Origin of the sequence: Desulfatiglans sp. (genome assembly GCA_012513605.1) — a bacterium.
Classification (GTDB): Bacteria; Desulfobacterota; DSM-4660; order Desulfatiglandales; family HGW-15; genus JAAZBV01.
In genome coordinates this window covers 81,326-104,539 of the sequence record JAAZBV010000115.1, presented here as the reverse complement: position 1 = coordinate 104,539, position 23,214 = coordinate 81,326, and the positions used below count along the sequence as shown (strand labels likewise).

The 23,214-nt window shown below is 43.6% G+C and carries 19 protein-coding genes; 8 read left to right on the top strand and 11 right to left on the bottom strand.

Annotated elements, in window-relative coordinates; genetic code table 11:
• Nucleotides 1-14: 14 nt before the first annotated feature.
• The 4 genes from GX654_15570 to GX654_15555 all read left to right on the top strand — a co-directional run bounded on the left by GX654_15570 (nucleotide 15) and on the right by GX654_15555 (nucleotide 9,028).
• Nucleotides 15-5,894, top strand: a complete 5,880-nt coding sequence (locus tag GX654_15570) for a hypothetical protein (GenBank protein NLD38281.1) — start codon at nucleotides 15-17, stop codon at nucleotides 5,892-5,894.
• 26 nt (nucleotides 5,895-5,920) lie between these two features.
• A complete protein-coding gene (locus GX654_15565) occupies nucleotides 5,921-6,268 on the top strand; it encodes a hypothetical protein (GenBank protein ID NLD38280.1) in 348 nt (115 codons plus the stop codon).
• Between the two features lie 298 nt (nucleotides 6,269-6,566).
• Entirely contained in the window at nucleotides 6,567-7,955 is a 1,389-nt protein-coding gene (rlmD, locus tag GX654_15560; GenBank protein ID NLD38279.1) for a 23S rRNA (uracil(1939)-C(5))-methyltransferase RlmD, read from the top strand.
• Between the two features lie 83 nt (nucleotides 7,956-8,038).
• Entirely contained in the window at nucleotides 8,039-9,028 is a 990-nt protein-coding gene (locus GX654_15555; GenBank protein NLD38278.1) for a ketoacyl-ACP synthase III, read from the top strand.
• A 175-nt stretch (nucleotides 9,029-9,203) separates the two neighbouring features.
• On the opposite strand, the gene GX654_15550 is transcribed toward GX654_15555, so the two are convergent.
• On the bottom strand, nucleotides 9,204-10,943 hold the full coding sequence (locus tag GX654_15550; protein NLD38277.1) for a thioredoxin fold domain-containing protein: 1,740 nt from the start codon (nucleotides 10,941-10,943) through the stop codon (nucleotides 9,204-9,206).
• 121 nt (nucleotides 10,944-11,064) lie between these two features.
• Complete coding sequence (locus tag GX654_15545) at nucleotides 11,065-11,730, bottom strand: response regulator (GenBank protein NLD38276.1); 666 nt, start codon at nucleotides 11,728-11,730, stop codon at nucleotides 11,065-11,067.
• A gap of 283 nt (nucleotides 11,731-12,013) precedes the next feature.
• Here GX654_15545 and GX654_15540 point away from each other — a divergent pair, with 283 nt between their 5' ends.
• From GX654_15540 to GX654_15525, 4 genes are all read left to right on the top strand, one after another.
• Entirely contained in the window at nucleotides 12,014-13,321 is a 1,308-nt protein-coding gene (locus GX654_15540; GenBank protein ID NLD38275.1) for a 3-deoxy-D-manno-octulosonic acid transferase, read from the top strand.
• A gap of 111 nt (nucleotides 13,322-13,432) precedes the next feature.
• The gene (gene infA / locus GX654_15535; GenBank protein NLD38274.1) at nucleotides 13,433-13,651 is read left to right on the top strand and encodes a translation initiation factor IF-1; all 219 of its coding nucleotides are present in this window, start codon (nucleotides 13,433-13,435) and stop codon (nucleotides 13,649-13,651) included.
• Between the two features lie 135 nt (nucleotides 13,652-13,786).
• The gene (locus tag GX654_15530; protein NLD38273.1) at nucleotides 13,787-14,917 is read left to right on the top strand and encodes a YjgP/YjgQ family permease; all 1,131 of its coding nucleotides are present in this window, start codon (nucleotides 13,787-13,789) and stop codon (nucleotides 14,915-14,917) included.
• Nucleotides 14,918-14,941: 24 nt separating this feature from the next.
• Complete coding sequence (locus GX654_15525; protein NLD38272.1) at nucleotides 14,942-15,334, top strand: PilZ domain-containing protein; 393 nt, start codon at nucleotides 14,942-14,944, stop codon at nucleotides 15,332-15,334.
• Between the two features lie 147 nt (nucleotides 15,335-15,481).
• Here GX654_15525 and GX654_15520 read toward each other — a convergent pair whose 3' ends face one another.
• The 9 genes from GX654_15520 to flhA form a co-directional block, all read right to left on the bottom strand.
• Nucleotides 15,482-15,769, bottom strand: a complete 288-nt coding sequence (locus GX654_15520) for a flagellar biosynthesis protein FlhB (GenBank protein ID NLD38271.1) — start codon at nucleotides 15,767-15,769, stop codon at nucleotides 15,482-15,484.
• A 14-nt stretch (nucleotides 15,770-15,783) separates the two neighbouring features.
• Entirely contained in the window at nucleotides 15,784-16,863 is a 1,080-nt protein-coding gene (locus GX654_15515; protein NLD38270.1) for a flagellar hook-length control protein FliK, read from the bottom strand.
• 18 nt (nucleotides 16,864-16,881) lie between these two features.
• Nucleotides 16,882-17,361: a hypothetical protein gene (locus GX654_15510; GenBank protein NLD38269.1), complete on the bottom strand. Its 480-nt coding sequence runs from the start codon at nucleotides 17,359-17,361 to the stop codon at nucleotides 16,882-16,884.
• A 4-nt stretch (nucleotides 17,362-17,365) separates the two neighbouring features.
• Nucleotides 17,366-17,641, bottom strand: a complete 276-nt coding sequence (locus GX654_15505; protein ID NLD38268.1) for a hypothetical protein — start codon at nucleotides 17,639-17,641, stop codon at nucleotides 17,366-17,368.
• A 50-nt stretch (nucleotides 17,642-17,691) separates the two neighbouring features.
• A complete protein-coding gene (locus GX654_15500) occupies nucleotides 17,692-18,252 on the bottom strand; it encodes a hypothetical protein (protein NLD38267.1) in 561 nt (186 codons plus the stop codon).
• Nucleotides 18,253-18,254: 2 nt separating this feature from the next.
• On the bottom strand, nucleotides 18,255-19,049 hold the full coding sequence (locus GX654_15495; protein NLD38266.1) for a FliA/WhiG family RNA polymerase sigma factor: 795 nt from the start codon (nucleotides 19,047-19,049) through the stop codon (nucleotides 18,255-18,257).
• Between the two features lie 72 nt (nucleotides 19,050-19,121).
• Complete coding sequence (locus GX654_15490) at nucleotides 19,122-20,012, bottom strand: MinD/ParA family protein (GenBank protein NLD38265.1); 891 nt, start codon at nucleotides 20,010-20,012, stop codon at nucleotides 19,122-19,124.
• Complete coding sequence (locus GX654_15485) at nucleotides 19,990-21,132, bottom strand: hypothetical protein (GenBank protein NLD38264.1); 1,143 nt, start codon at nucleotides 21,130-21,132, stop codon at nucleotides 19,990-19,992. Before GX654_15485 ends, GX654_15490 begins: the two co-directional genes overlap by 23 nt.
• A 4-nt stretch (nucleotides 21,133-21,136) precedes the next feature.
• The gene (gene flhA / locus GX654_15480) at nucleotides 21,137-23,212 is read right to left on the bottom strand and encodes a flagellar biosynthesis protein FlhA (protein ID NLD38263.1); all 2,076 of its coding nucleotides are present in this window, start codon (nucleotides 23,210-23,212) and stop codon (nucleotides 21,137-21,139) included.
• Nucleotides 23,213-23,214 lie beyond the last annotated feature (2 nt).

Below are 23,214 nucleotides of genomic sequence, written 5' to 3'. Positions count from 1 at the left end.
CGAACACAGGAGCATTGGCTTTTACAATAGGAGATGTTGAGACAGCGGTAAATGACCTGACAGTTACAGGTGCTTCAAGCAATACGACACTTGTTCCAAATACGAATATAGTTTTTGGAGGAAGCGGTACAGACAGGACAGTGACAGTAACTCCTGCTGGAAATCAGTTTGGAACTGCCAACATAACAGTGACAGTACAAGATGCAGATGGAGGTAGTGCGCAGGAGATTTTCCAACTGACAGTTACCTCAGTGAATGATCTGCCAACAATAAGTGAAATATACAATCAGACAATAGATGAAGATACCAGCACAGGAGCATTATTTTTTACAATTGGAGATGTTGAGACAGATCCTGCTGCTTTGATACTTACGAAGAGTTCAAGTGATACTACCCTTGTTCCATTGGCGAATATAGTCTTTGGAGGAAGCGGTACAGACAGGACAGTTACTGTTACCCCGGCAGCCAATCAGTTTGGAAGCGCTACTATAACAGTGACAGTAACAGATGGAGATAGTGAAACGGCGTCAGAGGAATTTATTGTGACAGTAACTCCAGTGAATGACCTTCCGACAATAACCGCAATAGATGATCAGATGATATTTGAAAATGGGAACACTGGCTCTCTGGCTTTTATAATCGGAGATGTTGAGACAGATCCTGCTACCCTTACTGTTACAGGTGCTTCAAGCAATATTGCTCTAGTTCCATTGGCTAATATAGAATTTGGAGGAAGCGGCGCCAACAGGACAGTTACTGTAACCCCGGTAGCGGAACAATCTGGAGTGGCAACTATTACTGTGACTGTAACAGACGAAGATGGCGGCAGTACACCTGAGAGTTTTCTGCTGACTGTAACCTCTGTCAACGATGTTCCTTCATTTACAAAAGGGCCGGATCAGGTTGTTATCCAGGGTTCCGGCGCTAAGGCCATAACCGGATGGGCTACTGCAATATCTGCCGGCCCTGCTGATGAGTCGTGGCAGACCCTTACATTCCATGTTTCAACTCCACAAACTAACCTGTTCTCTGTACAGCCTTCTGTTGACTCAAGCGGCACCCTAACATTTACCCCTGCTTCAAACGCAAACGGTATTGCCACAGTAAGCATATACCTGAAAGATGATGGTGGTATTGCCAATGGGGGTGTTGATACCTCTGACACCCAGACCTTTACAATAGCTGTCCGCTCAGCGCCGGTTATTGATGTGAGCACAGCCAAGATTGCAAGGGAAATCTATTATTCTGCCAGAGGAAATGGAAGCCCTGCAAGTGTAACATTTACAGTTACAAACAATAATTCGGGGTATGATCCGCTTAACCTGGATTATACCATAACAAATAATTCATCCGGGTGGCTGACCTGTTCAGGCAGCGGAAGTTTGGCCTCTGGGAGTTCGGATGAGATAACCGTGCAGTTTAATTCAACAGGCCTGGCAGTGGATACCCATGAAGCCCTGATTACAATATCAGACCCTAATGCTCTAAATAACCCGATAGAGATATATGTTAAACTGGGCATTATTGGTGTCGTATCAATACCGGTCGGTGGCAATGCAGATGATGCAGATGAGCAAAATGGAGATGTGATTATCTCCAGCAAAACACTTAATATGGGTGAAAAACTTATAGGTATACGTTTTCCAAATATCAGCATCCCGGCAGGCAGCCAGATAAAAAGCGCCTATATATCATTCGAATCCGCTGCTTTTAAGGATACCTCTACCAGTCTTAATATCTATGGCCAGTATGCAGGGAACGCACTGCAGTTTACCACTGCCCAAAATAATATCTCCTCCAGACCAAGAACAACTGATTATATAACCTGGTCTCCTGATACATGGAGCCAGAATAGCGTAGATATGTCCCCGGGGCTTTCCGGTGTCGTGCAGAATATTGTCAATCATCCTGACTGGGCCAGTGGAAATGCAATGGCGTTTATTATTACTGGTTCAGGATCTCGCATATCGTACTCAACAGACGGAGCACCTGGTTGGACTGAAACTACACGGGGTGCATGCAAATTGTGGTTTTATGGTTTTTGTTGGCAATATGAAGAGATAGTCGTGAATTTTCCAGGAGGGACTCCTCCCACGCTACATGTAGAGTATCTACCAAATGCTAATCCTATCCTTGAAGTCAGCCCCACAGTGTATGATCTTAGGGTATGGGAGGGAGAAAATCCTGATCCTGAAACATTTACAATAGCAAACAGAGGCACAGGGCAACTTCTATATAATATCAGTGATACTAATGATAGTGCTGTTGACTGGATATCTGTTACACCTGATACCGGCGGACCTTTGATGAAAACTGATTCCCCTGACACGGTTACAGTTAATTTTAACGCCTCAACCCTTGCTGCAGGCGACCCCTCTACAGACTATACCGGTACCATAACTATAACAGATGTTGAAGGTGAAGCATTAAACAGTCCGCTTAATATTGGAGTTGGTTTAAAAGTCTTTAAAAAGAAACCCCAAATCGAGATAGACAAAACATATATAGGCGTTACTGCATATGAAGGTAAAAATGCCTTTTTTGAGGAGTTTACCATCACAAATACGGGTCGGGCGCCCCTGAATCCATCTATTTCAGTTAACTATGTGAATGGCAGCGGCTGGATATCCTGTTCATCCCCTGACCCTATAGCAGAGGGTGAATCACGTCTTGTTTATGTCTATTTCCCATCTTCAACCCTCTCTACCGGCACATATGAGGCATATATCAGGGTTGAGGATAGCAATGCAATTAACTTGCTTCAGAGTATTACAGTAAGCCTTACTGTTGAGCCCCCTCCATTGAGTACTGCTTGCGGTGATGTGCCTGTTTATACCGAAAATCTTGTAAGCCCGGCTATTATGCTGCTACTGGATGTTTCGGGCAGTATGAACTGGGATATACCAGTAAGTGTAAGCAAGTATAAGACAACGGAGTTAAAAACGATTGTACAGCAGATAGTAAACAGATCAGACTGGGAAAGCGGGAATGCAATGGCATTTTATCTCCAGGGATCAGGGACAAGAAGGGCCATGTCCTATGACAGTTTCCCCCATTTTGCGCCTATGCTCTATGTGGAACTGACAAACGGAGAATCATATAGTATCAGGATATCGGGTTTTAATAGTGATGCTGTGCAGAGAACCGATACTTCTTATAATCGTATGTACTTAACTGATAGTGAACTTCAATTAGGGGCAAATCGTATTGTAGGGTTAAGATTTGGGGATATACCAATAGAAAAGGATGCTTCAATTGCAACTGCATATATTGAATTTTCCGCCAGGTATACTAATACTACTACAACAAGCATCACCATAAGAGGTGAGGCCACCGGTAATGCCAGTGTATTTAGTGCATCTAATAACGATATCGGGAGCAGATCTAAAACAACCAGCTCTGCTTCATGGTCTGTGCCTTCATGGGTGGAATCGACCATGCAGCGCAGGATAGAGGTCGCACAGGCTGCCCTCAGGGAACTGGTTGAGGATAAGACAATTTCATGGGGTTTTGGTACATGGCATGACGGGTTTAGCTCCACGATTGATTACACAAGAATAAATGTAGGCTGCAAATACCATAGTTCAACACATGAAGGATATCTTAAGACTGCTATAAATGCGGCTGTCCCGGGTTCGGGTACCCCGTTGACACCCTCTCTCAGGGCCGGTCTAAAATATTTTAAGGGGGAAAAAAATGATATAAAATACGATCTACCGTTTGAAAAAATAGATTGCCAGCCCCTTTTTGTAATCAATATTACAGATGGTATGGGTAACACCGGAACAACAGTTACCAATGTTGGAACTGCAACAGAGGCGCTTGCAGATTATGGTGTGAATACAGTGGGTATTGGGTTCGGTCTTGCACCGAATCAAACTGAACAGATCTATAAGCTTGCTGAGATAAGCAACAGCAGGGGGAATGCTTCGGCTGATGATTCACTCTACTCATTGCATAACGAGATTAATAATGTGGCTCAGCCTTTCCTTTCACAAAACAAGGAAGAGCTTCTAGCGGCATTAAGGACAATCACCTCCAATATCAAGGCAGAGGTCTTTCATGGTTCAGCCCCTGCGCCTACTACATCGGTCGATTATGGCGATATAGTTATTACAGCCAAGTTCCAGCCCGCTGACTGGTCTGGTGACCTGGTGGCCACTCAGTATAACAATGATACTGGCGAGCTGACAGATGAGCTGTGGTCAGCTAATGATCGTATGCCTGCTACCATAAAGGCGTTCATAGGAAATTCAACCGGTGATGACTGGGTGCCCTATACTGATTCCACCCTTTTAACAGACAGTTTCATATGCGCCACCAAGGGGCTTGGGGACATAATTAACTCCACCCCGGTTATCGTTGAAAACCCTCCATATTTCTACAACTTCAACAACTATCTGAGAGGGTTTAAATATACAACACAAAGGGATCCTCTTGTATATATAGGCGCCAATGATGGGGCACTGCATGCATTCATGCTTACAGATAAGATAGTTAACGGCACTGTAGTAGTTCCAGGAGGCACAGAGGTGTGGAGATTCTATCCCACTGCTGTACGTAATAACCTGAACAAGGCGCTTACAACATCCAACTGGAATATGTGTGATGAAGATACTTACTGTCACAGGTACTTTGTTGACGGGTCCCCTGTTGTTGGAGATATTTTTGATGGAACAAAATGGCGGACAATGCTTGTATCAGGGTTAAGGGAAGGAGGAGAGGCATATTTTGCCCTTGATATTACAAGCGGGAAATCATTTGACGCGGCAACTAATCCTTCTCAGTATTTGTGGGAATTTACAGATATCGAACTGGGGCAGACCTGGGCTGATCCGGCTATAACACGTGTTGCTAAACAAGACTCTGGCACCGCATGGGGTGTATTCTTCGGGTCAGGATATAAGGAGTTGACTGCGGAACAGTCAAATAAAGAGGCATATCTATATGGCATTGAGGCCCATAACAAAGGTGCTTTATGGAAGGATGCAAGTGATAGCCCTGTTAACCGGGTCAAGATATCATCAGCAACACTGAAAAATGATGCATTATCACCACCCATGCCTGCAGATATTGAAGGTGATTACATTTCTGATAGTTTATATACCGGAAATCTATACGGGTCTATGTATCGAATAAAGAATATTGGCAAGGATATGAAACCTTCAGTATCCATGCTGTTTGATTCTGAAAATATGGGTGATCATGGCAGGCCAATAAGGGCCAAGGCCGATTACGCATATACAACTGATCCAAATGTTATCAGGGTGTATTTCGGCACAGGTATCTATGAGATACAGGTGGATAAGGTTTCTATGGCAAAACAGCACTTTTTCGGGCTAAAGGATGATTATACCGACCACAGGACATATAAAATGGGCGATGCGGACCTTGCCAAGCTTACAGCAAATTATATCACTGATGATGTAACAGGGAAGATTTTCAGGAATATTACAGGCGCCAATAATGATAAGAATTCCTGGGTAATTGGACTGGATAATACCTCACCGGGTCTTATCGGGAGTGAGCGTGTTGTAACCCAGCCTCTGGCTGTAGCGGGGATTGTATTTTTCGCCACATTTATACCTGACGAAGATGTCTGCGCAGGTAACGGAAGGGCATGGCTTTTTGCCGTGGATTATGAGACAGGCCTGCCTCCGACTGAACCTGTGTTTGATATAAATGAAGATGGCGTTATAGACTCGCGTGATGTGGTGACCATTGGGGATTATAAATATGTACCGGCTGCTGTTTCCATTGGTGCTGGTCAGCCTTCAAAGCCGGTGCTTCACAAGGATACCATGTTTGTTACAACAACAGGCGGAGGTCTTGCAAGCTTGAAGGTAAATCTGTCAAAACAATTGACCAGGGTTACTTCCTGGAGTGAGAAGTAAAACTATTTGATCAGGAGAGATAAAATATGAAAAAGAAATTTGGAATAATTGCCTGCCTGATATGCTTATTTTTCTTTGTCGGAATCACAACCGCACAGGAAGAGGATGAGACAGTCACCGGTGAAATCATGGAGATAGCTGAGGCAGAACATATCATAATGGTGAAAGATCGTAACTATATTGTTTCTTCTGTACATGTTGATGACGGACTGTCAGAGGAGCCTCTGCCTGCTTCATTCAATGACCTGAAGGTGCTCAGTATTGTAAAGATAACCCCCGGTGAAAAAACCGAGGGCTTCTGGAAGACCAAAAAGGTGATACTTTTAACTGGTGAAAAGGCGAAAGCGTTCAAGAGTAAACCGGAGGATAATTAATGTAAGGCTATAATCGGTGGGGGGATACCGCTCTACAGTATTTAACTGAAAATTAGCTTTTTTTATTGATCACCTGTAGAGACAAGGCATGCCTTGTCTCTACAATTTCCCACTTTCTAAATTCCAGAGGCGAGGGTTTTGGATGTCTACTTTTTAAAGTTAGATATTAATTGATCTCCAAGATCTTTAAATCCCTTCTTTTTTCTTATTTTTTATTTTTTACTACCATAGCTTGAGCCCATGATGTAACATCGGCCATCTGATTACACTTATAGTAAATATGGGATGGTATACATTAATGATCATAAGAAATAATGATTTGGTTGAATTATATGTAGAGACGCTCGCATTTGGTGGTGAGGGCATTGCCAGGGTAGATGGGTTTGTTGTTTTTGTCAAAGGCGCTATCCCTAACGACAGGGTAATTGCCCGGATAATAAAAAAGAAAAAGGATTATGCCAATGCTGTAATTGCTGCGATGCTTACACCATCCCCTGACAGGATCAATGCCCCATGCCCATATCATGAGCACTGCGGCGGTTGCAGGTATCAGCATCTGGTTTATTCATCTCAGCTCAAATATAAGGAAGAGCATGTGGCAGATTCTATAAAGAGGATAGGGGGGCTCACAGGGGTTCCTGTCCATGATGTGATCCCATCTGATGAGATATATGGTTACAGGAATAAGATGGAGTTTTCATTCTCTGACAGGCCCTGGGTATTACCTGAGGAATACAGCAGGGACAACATCAGGGAGGGTTTTGCGCTGGGGCTGCATGTGCCCGGCACCTTCAGCAAGGTTATAGATATAGATGCCTGCCTTATACAGGATTCTACCGGGAATGCAATCCTTCAAACTGTAAAGGCATTTGTAGATAAGTCTCATTTGCCGGTCTATAACCTGAAAACCAATGAAGGTTTCTGGCGTTTTCTCACACTCAGGCATTCAGTGGCATTTGATGAGTGGATGGTGAACATAGTTACATCTGTAAATGAGCCGGGTCAGATCAAGGCCCTTGCAGATATACTGCATAAGAGTTTCCCCAATATAAAGACAATCGTTAACAATATAAGCAGCAGAAAGGCAGCCACAGCTGTGGGTGAAGAGGAGATAGTGGTAACCGGTGAGGGCTATATAAATGAAAAGATCGGCCCTTACACATTCAGGGTCTCACCCAATTCATTTTTCCAGACCAATACAAAAGGGGCTCAAAGGCTCTATGATCAGGTGTTAAAATATGCAGAACTTACCGGTTCTGAAAGGGCGCTTGACCTTTTTTGCGGTACAGGCACTATCCCCATTTACCTTTCTGGATATGCGGGAGAGATACTCGGTATGGAGATTTCTGAAAGCGCAGTAGCTGATGCAAAACTCAACTGCCGCATTAATAATATATCCAACTGTAAGTTTATACTTGGAGATATTCGTGACACTATCAATAAGATATCATACAAGCCTGATCTGATGATTGTTGACCCGCCCAGGACTGGCATACACAAGGATATCCTGAAGACAATCATGGAGATGGGTGTGGAAAGAATAGTTTATGTATCATGCAACCCTGCAACAATGGCAAGGGATTTATGTGATATGAAGGAGAAGTATGAGGTGCTGGAAATACAGCCGGTTGATATGTTCCCACATACATACCATATTGAGTCTGTCGCAAAAATAAGAATAAAATAATATAGTCTCTTGACTTTTATTACGTATCATTTACACTCTCTTACCTTTATCATATAGAACCTTCAGGAGGTTATTTGGTATAAATGAAAAAGATCAGGATACTCGGCACAGGGTCATATGTCCCTCTAAAAAAACTTACCAACGATGATATAAAAGACATGGGGCTTGACACATCTGATGAATGGATAGTGCAGCGCACAGGTATCAGGGAAAGAAGGATTGCTGAGCCCGATGTTGCTACTTCAGACCTTGCCTTTGAGGCATCTAAAAAGGCCCTTGATATGGCAGGCCTTACGCCCGATGATATTGATCTTATTGTGCTTGGTACCATTACCCCTGATACGCAGTGTCCGGCAGCGGCCAACTGGCTACAGGCCAAGCTCAATGCTAAAAGGGCTATAAATTTTGATGTTACTGCTGCCTGTTCAGGGTTCATATACGCATTGCATGTTGCGTCCCAGTTCATACATGCTGGTTCAGCAAAAAATGCCCTTGTAATAGGCGCAGAGGTAATGTCGCGGGTAGTCAACTGGAAAGACAGGACAACCTGCATATTGTGGGGTGACGGAGCAGGGGCTGCCATATTGACTGCTGATAACAAGGGACATCAGCTTTTATCCACACATGTACATACTGATGGTGAAAACGGGAGGGATCTCCTTGTGCCGGGTGGCGGATCAAAGGTTACCCCTATAACAAAGGAGAGCGTTGAAAGGGGAGAGCACTACCTGAATATGATAGGCGCAAATGCAAGTTTCAGGGTTGCTGTGCGTCACTTTGTTGATTCGATCATGGAAGGGGTTGAGCACAACAAGCTTACCATAGAGGATATAAACTGGTTTATACCCCACCAGGCTAATTTCAGGATGTTTAGCTCGATTGCCAAATCAATAGAGGTGCCCATTGAGAGGTTTTACATCACGCTTGACCGCTATGGCAACTCATCCTCTGCATCGTGCGCCATTGCCCTTGATGAGGCGGTAAGAGATGGGAGCATAAAGGATGGAAACCATGTCTGCATGCCTGTATTTGGCGGTGGCTTAACCTGGGGAAGTGCGCTGATAAGATGGTAATGAAGCTTTCAGCAATCAGCAATCAGCGGTCAGCTTCATTTGATTTAAGATATGGGATTTAAAATAACAGATAAACCTCTGTGCACTCTGTGCTCTCCCTGGCCCGCCATAGCTTTATGCGAAGGCGGCTGTGGTGAGATGAGATTTCAGATTTCAAATTTGAGATTTGAAATCCTTATTCCCCAAGCGCCTTTTTCATATGTTCCAGGAATTCTTCAGCGCTGATTTTTGCCTCTATACGAATTTGCGGGATCTCCTTGCCATCTTTATCAAAAAATATGATGGTTGGCGCACCGTCAATACTGTAGAGCTTTCTTATGCTCTCCTGTTTCGGCTGTTTTCTGGTAATATCGAGCCTCAGGGTAATAAATCTTTTACTTAACTCTACAACCTCCGGGGCATTAAAAACGGTCTTTTCCATGTGTCTGCAAGGCAGGCACCAGTCCGCGTATACATCCAGGATTACCGGCTTTTTATTATCTTTTGCTTCTGTAACAAGGGTTTCATTGTATGGTATCCATTTGACATGCTCACTCAGGTCAATGGATGTAAAGAGATAAAGCCCGGCTGCCAGGATAATCAATACACCAGCTGTCTTTTTCATCAGGCTGAATGACTTAAGCCTTGCCCCTGTTTTATCAAGCCATCCCAGATGGATCGCAGCAATAATTGATAGAGCTCCAAACACCACATAATAGACCATGGGGTTTTTTATAAGGGTGCTTAAGAAATAGTACCCCATAAAAATCATGACCCACCCCATTACCTTTTTTACCCAAAGCATCCAGTCCCCGGACATCGGGAGACGATCTATGGCGCTTGAAAAGATGGCCAACAGGCATAATGGAAGACCTATCCCTATGCTCAATACAAAGAAATAGAGAAAACCTATAAAGGGGTCTCCCTTTTGACCAACATAGGTTAAAAGCCCTAAGACAAAGGGGCCAAGGCACGGCGCTGCCACGATCCCAAGGGTAAGCCCCATAAAAAATGTGCCAAAATAACCGCTGAAATTTTTTGATGCTATCTTTGTGATGCTTCCAGGCACATGGATCTCCCAGAGGCCAAAGAAACTTAACCCCAGTGAAAACATGATAAGCGCAATTATAATAAGCACAACCGGGTACTGAAGGGCTGCACCCAGAATCCCGCCTGTAAGGGCTGCTGTTACACCAAGTATGGAATTGGTGAAGGCAAGCCCGGAGATATAAAGTATGCCAAGAAGTATTGTATGGCTGCCATGCCTGTTTTCTCTCCCTCCAAAGTATGAGACAGTTATGGGGATAAGAGGATATACACAGGGTGTGAGGTTAAGTGCAAGCCCACCCAGGAATATCCACAGTATTGCCCAGAGGATGCCTGAATCATACTTTGAAGCAGACCTATCCATCCTCTCGCTTGCAAGAAAGATATCCTGGTTTATCTGATTCGTTGCAGTACCTGTAGTAACAACATCCAGCTCTATCTCAACCGGTATGGTTTCAGGGGCAAGGCATGATGCCTTTGAGCATGCCTGATAACTGAGCTCACCTGTTATTGATTTTAACCCTGTAGCCGCCCCCTGCTCCACCTTTACCATGCCCTGCGCATAGAAGGTACCGGCATAAACATCAACAGCCCTGTCTGTGTATTCAAATTTTATCTTTTCCGGCAAAGGAAACTCTATGTTCTCAACTGATATGCCATCTGTGCCAGTGAATACAAGGGCGGTGGGTATCAGATAATCCTCTTTTGTTGTCCCGTGAATGTACCAGCCACTGGCTACTGTCAATCTGAAGAGAACAGGGTATGATTTTGACATTTCATGTCTGTCAGTGGAGTGTATAACCTCTACAGATACAGTGGGGGTTTTTGCCTCTACTGTAAAAGATAGTAAGAGATATATTAAAAGTATAATGAGAAAGTTATTTTTCATGGAAAGTTATATGCCTCAGTTCCATTAACCATTTCTAATATATCTTCAGGGGTAAAGCTCAGGTATCTGAATATCTTTTTTTCTACCTCTCTGCATAGCCTGAAGTTATCTTCTATAATTCTCATGAGCGGCTAAGGTAACCCTTTACAAGCTCAAGCATCTCGCTTGTCTTAAAGGGCTTTGCAAGTGTCGGATACCTGTATTTTACAATATCGTCGTCCAGCTCCTCCCTCAGCCTTCTTATGCCGAAAAACCCGCTTATATATATCACCTTGATATCAGGCGTGATCTCTCGGATCTTGCTGACAAGCTCAATGCCGCTCATCTTTGGCATTACCACATCCGTAAACACCAGGTCTGGTAAAAACTGCTTGTACATCTCAAAGCCGTTTACACCATCTACTGCAACCCTTACCTCATAGCCTTCCATCCTGAAGATATCCTTGAAGATCTCCTGGAGACCGAACTCATCTTCAACCACAAGTATCTTTTTCCGGTGATTTTCATTGCCGTTTAGCTTTATATTATCAAAAATGCCTATGATTTCGCTATCCTCCATCTGGCCGATAAGGATGCTGAGTCTGTTAAGGCTCTGCTGTGTCTTTACAGCCATATGAAGATTTTCAGGATTAAGGTCAGGGTGATATACCTTGCTTAAAAGGCGATGGCTTGACCTTATATATGAGACAACAGCCCTTTCACCAAGCTCATTAAAGATTTCCCTAGCCTTGTCATATAGATTAAGAAAGACAAGCTCTTTTTTAAGTTCTGTCAGATGGTCTGTCAATATTGGCCCCTCACTAAGTATTTTCCATCCAGAAAGATAAAAATCCTGGATGTGGCTTTCAGCAGTCAGCGATCAGCTGTCAGCTTGCATCTGAAAACGACAGTTCTTGGATGCATACCAAGTAAAATCTAAAATCGGGGCATTTTGGCATAAGAAAAAAGATATTGCAATATCCTTTGGAAGGGGTGACCCTGAATTGATCCTTGACAGGTAATCCCCTTTTACCTATCCTGTCTCCTAAATATTAATTCCATAAGGCTATAAGGATGTATTATTTAACTGTATGAATATATTATATTTTATTTACAGGGTGATAACCTCTGTCATTTTTGTTATTCTCATAATACCCTTTATGCTCTTTGTTATCTTTTCAGGAAAGTACAGAAGGCATTTATTGGAGCGGTTTGGTTTTATACCTGAGCGCTCCGCCAAATCCCTAATTAGCGGGCCAAAGATATGGGTTCATGCTGTATCCCTTGGTGAGATAAGGGTGGCAAACTCTATAATTTCTTCTCTTAAAGGTCTTGTACCAGGCTCCTCTATCATACTCTCCACCAGCACTGAACATGGAAGGGCCCTTGCCCTGGAGCTGTTTGGCAATGATGTGCCTGTTATATATTCACCCATTGATTTTTTTCCCCTGGTAAAAAATGCCATTAACAGGATAAAGCCCGACATCCTCATATTTCTTGAGACAGAGATATGGCCCTCATGGATAATAGAGGCGAAAAAACGTAATGTTAAAATTGCCATGTTAAACGGCAGGATATCCGGCAGGTCAATCAGGGGCTACAGGCGGGTAATGCCCTTTTTCAGGATGGTTTTATCCAGATTTGATCTCATGAGCATGATAGGTCAAGGGGACAGGACCAGGATCATAGAGATGGGTGCAAGGCCTGAGACTGTTTCAGTCAACGGGAATGCCAAATATGACATGCTGATCCGTAGCACCACCCAGGGGATGAATGAAAATATCCGCAGGATGCTGCATATACCACCAGATGCCCCGGTTATTGTTGCGGGGAGCATAAGGACAGGTGAAGAGGAGATCATACTTGAGGCATATAAAAAGATAATCGATGCCTTCCAAGATACAGTGCTTATTATTGCACCCAGGCATCTTGAAAGGATCAAGGAATTAACAGAACTCATAAGTATAAAGGGGTTGAAATATCATTTGCGGAGCGAACTTTTAGCACCGGGGGGTGCCAGAACTGAGGGCATCATAATTGTAGACTGTTTTGGTGAGCTGTTTAATATCTACAGCGCTGGAAATATAGCCTTTTGTGGAGCAAGCCTTGTGCCCCTGGGAGGACAGAACCCCCTTGAACCGGCAGCCTGGGGCGTGCCTGTGTTTCACGGGCCACACATGGAGGATTTTTCAGATGCCATGCATCTTTTTAAAAAATATGATGCAGATATTGAGGTGCAGGGGGCCTTTGACCTTGCGGAAAAGATCATCTATTATCTGAATAATCGTGATCTCCTTTCTGAAAAAGGCAGGGCAGCAAAAGATGCGCTTATGGAAAACTCCAATGTTGCAGAAGTTCAGGCATCCCTTATTAAAGGGCTAATTGAAAAAAAGCTGTGAAAATATTTTTGGTTAGCTATTGACTAATTTGATTAATGTAAGTAGATTGCCCAAATTATTCTTAAAAGCCTTAAAAAACCATATATTATTAATTTTATTGAAAGGGACATTTTGAGTAGAACAGACTTAATAGAACTGGAAGGCCTTGTAACCCGCGTAATGGGGCGAGGCACAATGGAAATTCAATGTGATAACAATGTTATCGTTCACGGTGTGCTTTCCGGTCGAATGAAAAAAAACAGGATCAAGGTTATTCAGGGAGACAGGGTAAAAGTCAGTGTTTCACCATATGACACATCACACGGTCTTGTAACCTATCGTTTTAAGTAAACCCCAAAATCCTAATGCAAACCTGCGCGATCTCCTGGGCAGCATTCTCCTTTACCTGTGATATTTATGTCCTCAGGCGATTTATCTGCCTGTTATTTTTTTTTATTTGCCTGAACCATAAAGACAGGTGACCCTTTGAGAATTACACTTATTAAATATATTTCAAAGGAAATCTGGTCAATATTTCTGACCTGCATGATGGTATTTATATTTATCATTATGGCCTCACGGATACTTAATCTGACAGAGCTGATTGTCAACCAGGGGGTGGGTCTTAAAGAGCTTTTCGGGCTTATCCTGTCTCTTTTACCAAAGGTTATACTTTTTGCAATGCCGGTTGCATGCCTTATGGGGGTGCTGCTATCATTTATAAGAATGGGTAGTGATAATGAGATCATTGCTCTGCACTCCTCAGGTATAAGCCTTAATCAGTTGATGCCGCCTGTTGTTCTTTTCTGTTTTATCTCTCTTATCCTTTCCCTTTTTTTAACCTTGTTCTTAAGCCCCTATGGCAACAGGACATATAAAACCCTTTTAATGGATATCATGAAGTCAAGGGCTGATTTTATGGTAAAGGAAAGGGTTTTTACTGATATTACACCGGATCTTATGCTTTATGTAAACAGCTATTCTCCCAAAGAAAGGGTAATGGAGGATGTATTTGTTGTAGATAAAAGAGGCGGAAGGGAGAAGACCTTTGTAGCAAAAAAGGGACGGTTTATTCACCAGGAAAACAGCGTCATGGTACAGCTTTTTGATGGCTCTGTTTTCCCTGATGACAGGGATGGAAAATCTCAGGTGCACTGGTTCAAGGTCTTAAGTTATAACCTCGAACTGGGCGATATGTCCATCTATCAGGAGGGGCATGATAGAGAGCCTGAAGAGATGTATCCCGGAGAATTGCTTGACCTGATCAGGTCTCAGGGTGATGATAAAGCTAATAAGACCCTGGCGGGTCTTACTTATTATGAGATGTTTTCTATCCCTTTTGCAGTCTTTCTCATCGGCATTGCCGGTGCCCCTCTGGGCGCTCACATCAGGGCGCAGGGAAGGGCAAAGGGTATTGTTATCAGTCTGATTTTATTTTTAAGTTATTATGTTATCCTCATGTCAGTGAGGTATATGTGTGAAAGAGGTTCAGTTGATCCGGCTTTTGGTGTCTGGCTTCCTGTTATATTCCTGCTCATGATATCGATCTTTCTTCTCATGGCCTCTTCAGGAAGGTTGTTTTTCGGTGTTCTTAACCGGCTTGTATTCAGCCGTTAAAATTCAATAATACAGGTGGTGTGTATGGGAGAGCATAACCAAAAGGAACAGAGGGCGTATGAGAGATTTCGTGTAAAGGATGGTGTCTTTGCGGTGATCAGGAAAAATAATGACACAAAACTTACTGTCGGGCAGATCATAGATATCAGCCAGGGGGGTATGAGCTTCAAATACCTCGCCAATTGTGAACCAATAGATGGTGTTCATAAACTGGATATCTACTCTTCAGGGAATGGCGCACAGCTTAAAGATATAACCTTCAGGGTTGTAACCGATTTCAGGATTGACAGCCCGTTTCCTTTCAGCACTGTTTTTATGAGAAGGGGAGGTCTGCAATTTCAGGATATGTCAGATGATCATATGAGCAGGTTTTTTGAGTTTATCGGAAAATTTGCTGATATAGAAACGCTTAATTAGTGTACATTCATAAAGAGGGCACAGGCGCTTGTCCACCATAGCTTTAGCGACGGTGGGCTGTGCCCCTACGTTGTTTGATATCCTAACACAAGATGGTGTGTTGAAATCGCCTGTTCGGGCGAATAATTATTCGCCCTATCATGGGTATCATTTCATGCCCGTCTTCATCTTATTGTTTATGCTATAGGCAAAGGCAAGTATCTCTGCTACAGCACGGTAGAGTTCAGGGGGTATCTGGTCATAGAAATCAAGCCTTGCTAGGGCAGTAACAAGGTCAGGGTCTTCGGTAATGGGGATGCCCTCCTTTTCCGCGATCTCAAGTATCTTTTCTGCAATAAGGCCTGTCCCTTTTGCGGTTACCTTTGGCGCGGCATCCTTTCCCCTCTCATATTTCAGGGCAACAGCCTTTTTTATCTCGTTCTTCTCTTCTTCCATAAGCTTTTTATTATCTATATTGTTATGTCAACCTGTGAATGACCGGCCTTTTCAACAGCTTCGTCCGGCACAACATTCTCTCTTACCTCGCACCTGATCTTACCTGTTATAAACCCTGCCTTTTTAAATGCCTCTTCAAGCTCATGGCCATTTTCAATGATAATGTCCCTTGTCTTTTCATTCTCCACATAGATCATTACAGATGCTGTTTCATTTAGAAACAGGGTATCTATATTCATCCTGCCTGTAAAGGTCATATCAAGGAATATGGAAAAATGCAGGCCCCCTTCCTTTGATTTTTTGATAAAAAGCTCAGAGGATAAAAAATCATCCTTATCTATAAATGGGAGGTTCACAAACCAGCCTATGCCATTCCTCATACTGTCCAGATTCAGGACCTGTTCCTGTTCAATAAGGTGCAGTGCATCTCTCAAACTGATTGATAATGATTGCACCCCCTCTTTTCCTTCCTGGGTTTTATCTAGGTTCTTGAGGATGTTAATGAGTATCGCCTTGATATCCTGATCAGCAAGCTCTTTTGGCGCATCACCCTTTTTCCCCATTATCAGATGAAGCAGTTTTGCCTCCCAGAAGATGCCGCTTCCCTGGATATTCTTTGTTACCCATGAGACTATCTGGGGGATATCTTTTGCAGAAATGGGTCGCTTAAGTATCTCCTGGAGTTTATCCATAAGCCCAGAGACCTGGGCAGGGAGATTCTTTATTTGTGGAAATTGTATTGCATTAGAAAGTGCCTGGGTGAGTTTATGGCCTATTGTGTTTGCAGAGGATATGAGGGTTGATATGTTTCCCTGAACCTTGTTCTCTCCTTCAATCAACCTGAGTTCAAGAGGGTCTTTAGCAGAAATGACCTTAAAATCATATTGATGCCCCACCCTTAGGGTCAGAGATGAATGTGCCCTTAAATCCTTTCCGCCTGAAGAGATAATAAATTCGCCATTCTTCAGCCGCTGCTGTACGGTGCCTTTGATTATGGCCCCCTGTTTCAGGGGAGTGGTAATGCTGTTTCTTGTTTCACCTGATGTGGCGGAAGGACCGCTTTTGGGTTGGACAGGGCTAATCATATCATCCATTGCCACCCTTGTTACCGGTTATTTTTTGGCCTCGCCTTTCTGCCTTTTGTTCAGCTTGATAAGAAGCTCAATTTCACTTGTGGATATGCCAAGCTTCCCGGCTATCTCTTCCTTTGAATGCCCCTGTTTTAAGAGGTCATTAACTGAGGTGCGCATCCTTTTTGAATCCTGCGCTGCCGGATGGGCGTTAACAGGGCTTAAACTGTATTCCTTCATGAGGCTTTGAAGCTCATTGTGTGTATGGTCAGCCCTCTTCAGGATATCCTCAAGCTGGCCCAGCATCCTCCTGCTTATCTCCTTTTTTTCTTCAAGGTTTTTCTCAAGTGTCCTTGTAATCTCCTGCATCTCAGAGATAATTTTCTCAGGATTTTCAAAGATGGCCCCTATTTCATCATTTTTTTTACGCATTGCATTGTGACTTTTTATAAACCACAGCATGAGGCCTATAATAATTATCTCAACAATAGACTGACCTATTATCCATGTCTGTATATCCATATTTTTATATCTTGAGATCAATCCTGATGGTGGAGTGGGGTTTTTTATGTTTCAGAGCCCCGTAGCCAGCCTGATCTTCATACTCCCTTTCATCGACACTTTCTGTTTCAGTTTCTGCAAGCTGGGCACTCTCTTCATCCGTGTCCGAATGACCCTTGCCCTGATACTTTAGCTGTTTACCCTTTCTGTCCCTGGCCTTTCTCTTCTTTTCGACCTGCCACACCCCGCCAGGGGTATTGGGGATCGTTATCGGCCTGTCCACTTTTGTAAAATCGTTCATTTCAGTCTCCTTTGATCTATAAAGGAGGAGGTGGAGTCTCCACTTATGAATCAGAAATACCGAATCTCCTTTATCCTTATATTCAAACTCTGGACACCCAGTGAACTTCTCAGTATTGAACCGATTTCATTTTCCAGATCAGATTTTACAGCATTCAGATCCGGGTGCTGCTTTGCCAGTTTATAGAAACGCTCAGCCATCATGTGCCTTGCGCTCAATTCATTTTTTTTATATTTAATGGATGCTATACCATCCCATACTATCGTAAGGTCTATCCTTATGCTCTTGTCAGCAGGCCCTGGGGGAATAAAAAAGGGTGATATCTTTTCTTCGCTAAGGTTATCTTCATTTATGATCCCTGGGCCTTTGAACTCCTTTTTAAAAAGGTTGTTAAACCTATCTGGCATGAACTGATACCCGATGCCGGATGCAACCAGTATTAAACCAGCAACAATAATGAATACCCATTTTTTTATGCCCGGCTTTTTTACTGCCTCCTGGGGCTTTTCTTCATCAGGGGTCTTTTCCTCCTCTTCTGAAGGCTCATCATCCCTGATCTCTTCTTTTTCATCCTGCGCGAGGTTTTTACTCTCTTTTTTCTTTTTCGGCATTCTTATTTATCAAAGTAATTTTTAAGGTTATTTTTTAGCCTTATCACAGCCTTTGTATGGAGCTGGGATACACGGGATTCTGTATAGCCCATAACCTCGCCTATTTCCTTCATTGTAAGCTCTTCATAGTAATAGAGGGAGACAGCTGTCTTTTCATTTTTGGGTAGTCTGTCGATTGCTCCTGCAATAACCTTAACAAGCTCGGCCTTTTTAAGGGTCTGTAAAGGCGATTGATCAAATCCAAGCTCAAAGGTATCTTCTTCTGCGGATTCACCGTCACCGTTACCGTTCTGGATCTTCATGTCATACTCATTAAAGATGCTTATACCCCTTGAATCATCAAGCAGTTTGTAAAAGCCATTCAGATCAACACCCAGCTCCTTAGCCACCTCTTCATCATGGGCAGGGCGCATGGCCCTGTTTTCCACCTTTGAGTATGCCTCGGCAAGCATTTTTGCGTTTTTACGCACTGAACGGGGTACCCAGTCCATTGACCTTAATTCATCAATCATAGCGCCCTTGATGCGGAATTCAGCGTATGACTTGAACTCAACGCCCTTTTCAACATCAAATTTGTCAATGGCATCCAGGAGCCCCATAAGACCTGCGCTGGTAAGGTCATCCTGGCTTATGTGCTGCGGCAGCCTCAAGGCAAGCCTGCCAGCGATTGTCTTTACAAGCGGGGCATACCTTGTGACAAGGTCCTCCCTTTTGGTCTCTTTTTTATCGTTTGACCTTATGGGGACTGGCCGGTTATACACCTTTAATTTTCTTTTTGTTGCCTGAGGGGACTGCATTCCCCGGTACCTCGCTTCAATTTGATTTAATTTAATTTAAACTATACAAAATTACATATCTTCTGTCTACCTTCAACAATTAAGCAGCCTTCTCCAGAAAAATTTTATATCCCCTTCAAAATTAAGTTCCTCTTCCTTGAAAAGTATCCTCTCTGCAAGGGCAAAGATGCTTTTGCTTGCAGGCGAATCAGGATGGGTATCAATAAGCGGTTTTTGCCGCCTTATTGCCTTTGGAATCATCTTATCATATGGTATCCACCCTATATAATCAAGCGAAGGAGACTGAAGATATTTATCAACAGCAATGGAGAGGCTCCTGAATATGCGGTCTGCCTCACTCGCATCCTGTACAAGGTTTATAAGCACCTTGAACCTCTTCTGATTATATTTGCTTGTAAGCACCTTGATAAGGGCATATGCATCTGTAAGTGAAGTGGGCTCATTGGTTAATACGACAAGCCTTTCCATTGCGGCAAAATTGAAATACATCACGTTTGATGATATCCCGGCGCTTGTATCAATAAGGATTATATCAAATTCCTCATTGATGGCATCCAGTTCGTTCAACAGAAAGCGTTTTTGATCCTCACCCAGCTCTGTCAGCTCCTGCATCCCTGACGCGGCAGGCAGCAGCTTGAACCCGGCAGGCGTGGTCACAATAACATCCTCAAGGGATTTTTCACCGCTAAGCACATTCCCTATGGTGTATCTTGGGTTAATGCCAAGCATGATATCCATATTGGCAAGCCCAAGATCTGCATCGAGGATGAGCACCCTTTTATTGAGTTTCTGAAATGCAACCGCAAGGTTTGCTGTAATGCTTGTCTTGCCAACGCCCCCCTTTCCGCTTGTAACTGAAATAACCCTCAGGGGCATACTTTGAGCCCTCTTTTTATCAACTGTTAAAGGCGGCATTGTAGTTTCCATATTGACCATTTTTCTAAGGCCTGCAGCTTGATCCATTGTATATACCCTCACTTGATACCTTGTGTGATTTTTCTTTTATTCCTGACAGTAATATTGATGCCATCTTTTTCCTTGAGGCGAGCTCTATATCCTCCGGCACCTGTTGCCCGGTCGTAAAATATGAGACCGGTTTTTCCTTTAATATAAGGAAATTTATCATTGGTGAAAGATCATCTGTCTCATCCAGTTTTGAAAAAATGTAACTGTGAAATGGCAGATTTTCAAACCTTTCCGATGCATGAACCATGTTTTTATAATGTGTTGTGGCGCTTAAAACAAGATACCCGTGGACATTGGCATTGTCCCTGAAAAGATTCATAATATCCTTATTGCCATGATCGCTGTTCGGGCTCCTTCCTGCTGTATCTATAAATATCCTGTCATAATCGCTGTATTTTCTTATAGCCGCATTAAGCTCTTTGCTGCTGACTGCCACCTCTACCGGAAGCCCCATGATCCTTGCATATGCCTCGAGCTGGGCTGCTGCTGCTATCCTGAAGGTATCTAAAGTTATCATGGCTGTCTTCATACCGCTGTTTATAGCGCTCTGGGCAGCAAGTTTGGCCAGTGTAGTTGTCTTGCCCACACCTGTTGGACCTATGAATGTGTATATCTTTTGCCCTTTTCCTGTATCCCTCTCACTGTCTATCTTTATCTTTGTCATAACCTTGAGCAGGGATTCCTGAAGCAGGTGTGACCTGTCCTGGCTGCTATATGACGTCTCACGCCTGTTCTCGGACATGATTTTACCTATGAGATTCCGGTTGATCCCGAGGGTTTTAAGATAATTATATTTTTCCCTTATATCACGGTCAAAATAGAACTCAGGGGTAAGCACATCAGTTGCATCCGAAAAAAGAATCGCCTCTTTTATCTCTTTTAATTCACGGCTGAGCTCCTTTATCTCTTCATTAACATCACTTCCAGACTGCTTACTGCCGGTAGCATCATAGTCAATGGCTGCTGTCACCTCTATACCCTGTCCTGGTCTTTCAGCATCTTTGCCGGAATATGGCACATTCCTTGTCCTTAGGATAACAGCGTCGTCACCCATCTCCTTTTTGACCATCTTGATGGCCTCACTCGAATTCCTGGCTATGAATTTCCTGATATTCATTCAATTAACCTATCTCTCCCAGGGACTGAACTTGAAGCCCTCCTGGGATCTCATTATGGGAAAATACTGCAACATTGATCTGAAAGCTGTCACAGAGCTTTTTCAGATGCCTTCTCACTGTTGTTGAGCATAAGATAACAGGCTGTTCAATCCTTGCTGCAACATCATCAAGTGATCTCTTCACATGATGGATAATCTTGTTTGCCTCGCTCGGTCCAAGCGCAAGGTATGCGCCGAAATCGGTTTGGTTTATACCCTTTGTAATAAGCTCCTCAATAGATGGCTTGATGTTAAGAACCTTTAGTGTCTTTTTATTTTCAAGGTAGGGCTTTGTTATTGTGCGTGAAAGCCTCTGTCTTACATATTCTGTGAGTATATCTGTATCCTTTGTAAGGGGTGCGTAATCTGCAAGTGTCTCAATGATGGTAAGGAGATCCCTTATTGAGACCTGTTCCCTTACAAGGTTCTGGAGTACCTTCTGCACTGCGCCGAGATTAAGAAGACCAGGAGTAAGTTCCTCAACCACCTTTGGATCGGTCTTTCCGATATTTTCAAGAAGGCTCTGCACCTCCTGCCTGCCCAGGAATTCATATCCGTGACGTCTTACCACCTCAGAGAGATGGGTTGTTATAACACTCGCCGGTTCAACAACCGTGTATTCAGCAAGCTGTGCCTCTGACTTTCTTTCAGGTGATATCCACACGGCAGGAAGCCCGAATGCCGGGTCTTTTGTCTGTATTCCTTCAAGTTTCATCCTGGCGTCTCCAGGGTCAATGGCGAGCAGATGGTCTGCAAGGATTTCTCCCTTTGCAACATCATTGCCCTTTATACAGAATGCATATTCATTTGGTTTGAGTTCAAGGTTATCCCTTATATGTATGGAGGGGATTACCATGCCCATATCGACCGCAAACTGTTTTCTCAATGCGCGTATGCGATCAAGGAGGTTACCCTGGGATTTATCGTCAACTATTGTAATGAGTCCGTAACCTATCTCCATCTCAAGGCTGTCAAGCGGAAGGAGTTTCTGGACATCTTCAGGCGCCTGGGCCTCTGCCTGTTCCTCCTTTACAGTGGGAGCCTCGGCTTTTGCCAATGCTGCTTTTTTCTTAACTGACCTTGAAATAAGGTAAACTGATCCGGCCAGTATAGTAAATGGGATAAGAGGCATGCCGGGCGCAAGGCCAAAAAGGAAAATTATGCCGGAGGCGATCACAAGCGCCCTTGGCTGTAACCCGAGCTGACCTGCCATCTCAACGCCCATATTGGTGCCGTCAGATGATGCCCTTGAAACAAGTATACCCGCGCCGGTTGATATAATAAGGGCGGGTATCTGGGAGACAAGACCGTCACCAATGGTTAGAAGGGTATAGAACTGAACTGCCTTTCCCAGGTCAAGATTCATCTCGAGAACGCCTATGATAAGGCCGCCTATTATGTTGATAAGGGTTATGATAATGCCTGCTATAGCGTCGCCGCGCACAAACTTGCTTGCGCCGTCCATTGCACCGTAGAATTCCGCCTCCCTTGATATGCCAGACCTTCTGCGTCTTGCCTCACCCTCGTCTATAAGACCTGCATTGAGATCCGCATCAATGGCCATCTGCTTACCTGGCATTGCATCAAGGGTGAAACGGGCAGCTACCTCAGCGATTCTACCTGAACCTTTTGTGATAACCACAAAATTGATGATAACCAGTATGACAAATATCACTAGACCCACGGTAGGGTTTCCACCAACAACAAAGGAACCGAAGCTTTTTATCACATGACCTGCTGCATCCGGGCCGCTGTGTCCGTTAAGGAGTATCAGCCTTGTTGAAGAGATATTTAGGGCCAGCCTGAAAAGTGTTGTAATCAGGAGAAGCGATGGAAAGACTGAAAAGTCAAGTGGCTTTGCGGCATATATGGTTACAAGTATAATAAGCACCGAAAGGGTAATATTAATGGCAAGACAGACATCCAGCAACATGGTCGGCAGTGGTATGATCATGATCATGAGCACCCCCATGATGCCTACTGCCACCCAGATATCCATGTGTGCAAATAAAGATGGACTGTTTTTTTCTACTGCTTCCATTT

Bases quoted from the DNA above. Each gene is read 5' to 3' on its own strand.
- GX654_15485 (NLD38264.1), bottom strand. From the start codon at position 21,132: ATGAATATCAGGAAATTCATAGCCAGGAATTCGAGTGAGGCCATCAAG.
- GX654_15500 (NLD38267.1), bottom strand. From the start codon at position 18,252: ATGCCGAAAAAGAAAAAAGAGAGTAAAAACCTCGCGCAGGATGAAAAA.
- GX654_15490 (NLD38265.1), bottom strand. From the start codon at position 20,012: ATGGATCAAGCTGCAGGCCTTAGAAAAATGGTCAATATGGAAACTACA.
- GX654_15520 (NLD38271.1), bottom strand. From the start codon at position 15,769: ATGGAAGAAGAGAAGAACGAGATAAAAAAGGCTGTTGCCCTGAAATAT.
- GX654_15565 (NLD38280.1), top strand. From the start codon at position 5,921: ATGAAAAAGAAATTTGGAATAATTGCCTGCCTGATATGCTTATTTTTC.
- GX654_15540 (NLD38275.1), top strand. From the start codon at position 12,014: ATGAATATATTATATTTTATTTACAGGGTGATAACCTCTGTCATTTTT.
- GX654_15525 (NLD38272.1), top strand. From the start codon at position 14,942: ATGGGAGAGCATAACCAAAAGGAACAGAGGGCGTATGAGAGATTTCGT.
- GX654_15550 (NLD38277.1), bottom strand. From the start codon at position 10,943: ATGAAAAATAACTTTCTCATTATACTTTTAATATATCTCTTACTATCT.
- GX654_15495 (NLD38266.1), bottom strand. From the start codon at position 19,049: ATGCAGTCCCCTCAGGCAACAAAAAGAAAATTAAAGGTGTATAACCGG.
- rlmD (NLD38279.1), top strand. From the start codon at position 6,567: ATGATCATAAGAAATAATGATTTGGTTGAATTATATGTAGAGACGCTC.
- GX654_15510 (NLD38269.1), bottom strand. From the start codon at position 17,361: ATGGATATACAGACATGGATAATAGGTCAGTCTATTGTTGAGATAATT.
- GX654_15515 (NLD38270.1), bottom strand. From the start codon at position 16,863: ATGGATGATATGATTAGCCCTGTCCAACCCAAAAGCGGTCCTTCCGCC.
- GX654_15505 (NLD38268.1), bottom strand. From the start codon at position 17,641: ATGAACGATTTTACAAAAGTGGACAGGCCGATAACGATCCCCAATACC.
- GX654_15555 (NLD38278.1), top strand. From the start codon at position 8,039: ATGAAAAAGATCAGGATACTCGGCACAGGGTCATATGTCCCTCTAAAA.
- flhA (NLD38263.1), bottom strand. From the start codon at position 23,212: ATGGAAGCAGTAGAAAAAAACAGTCCATCTTTATTTGCACACATGGAT.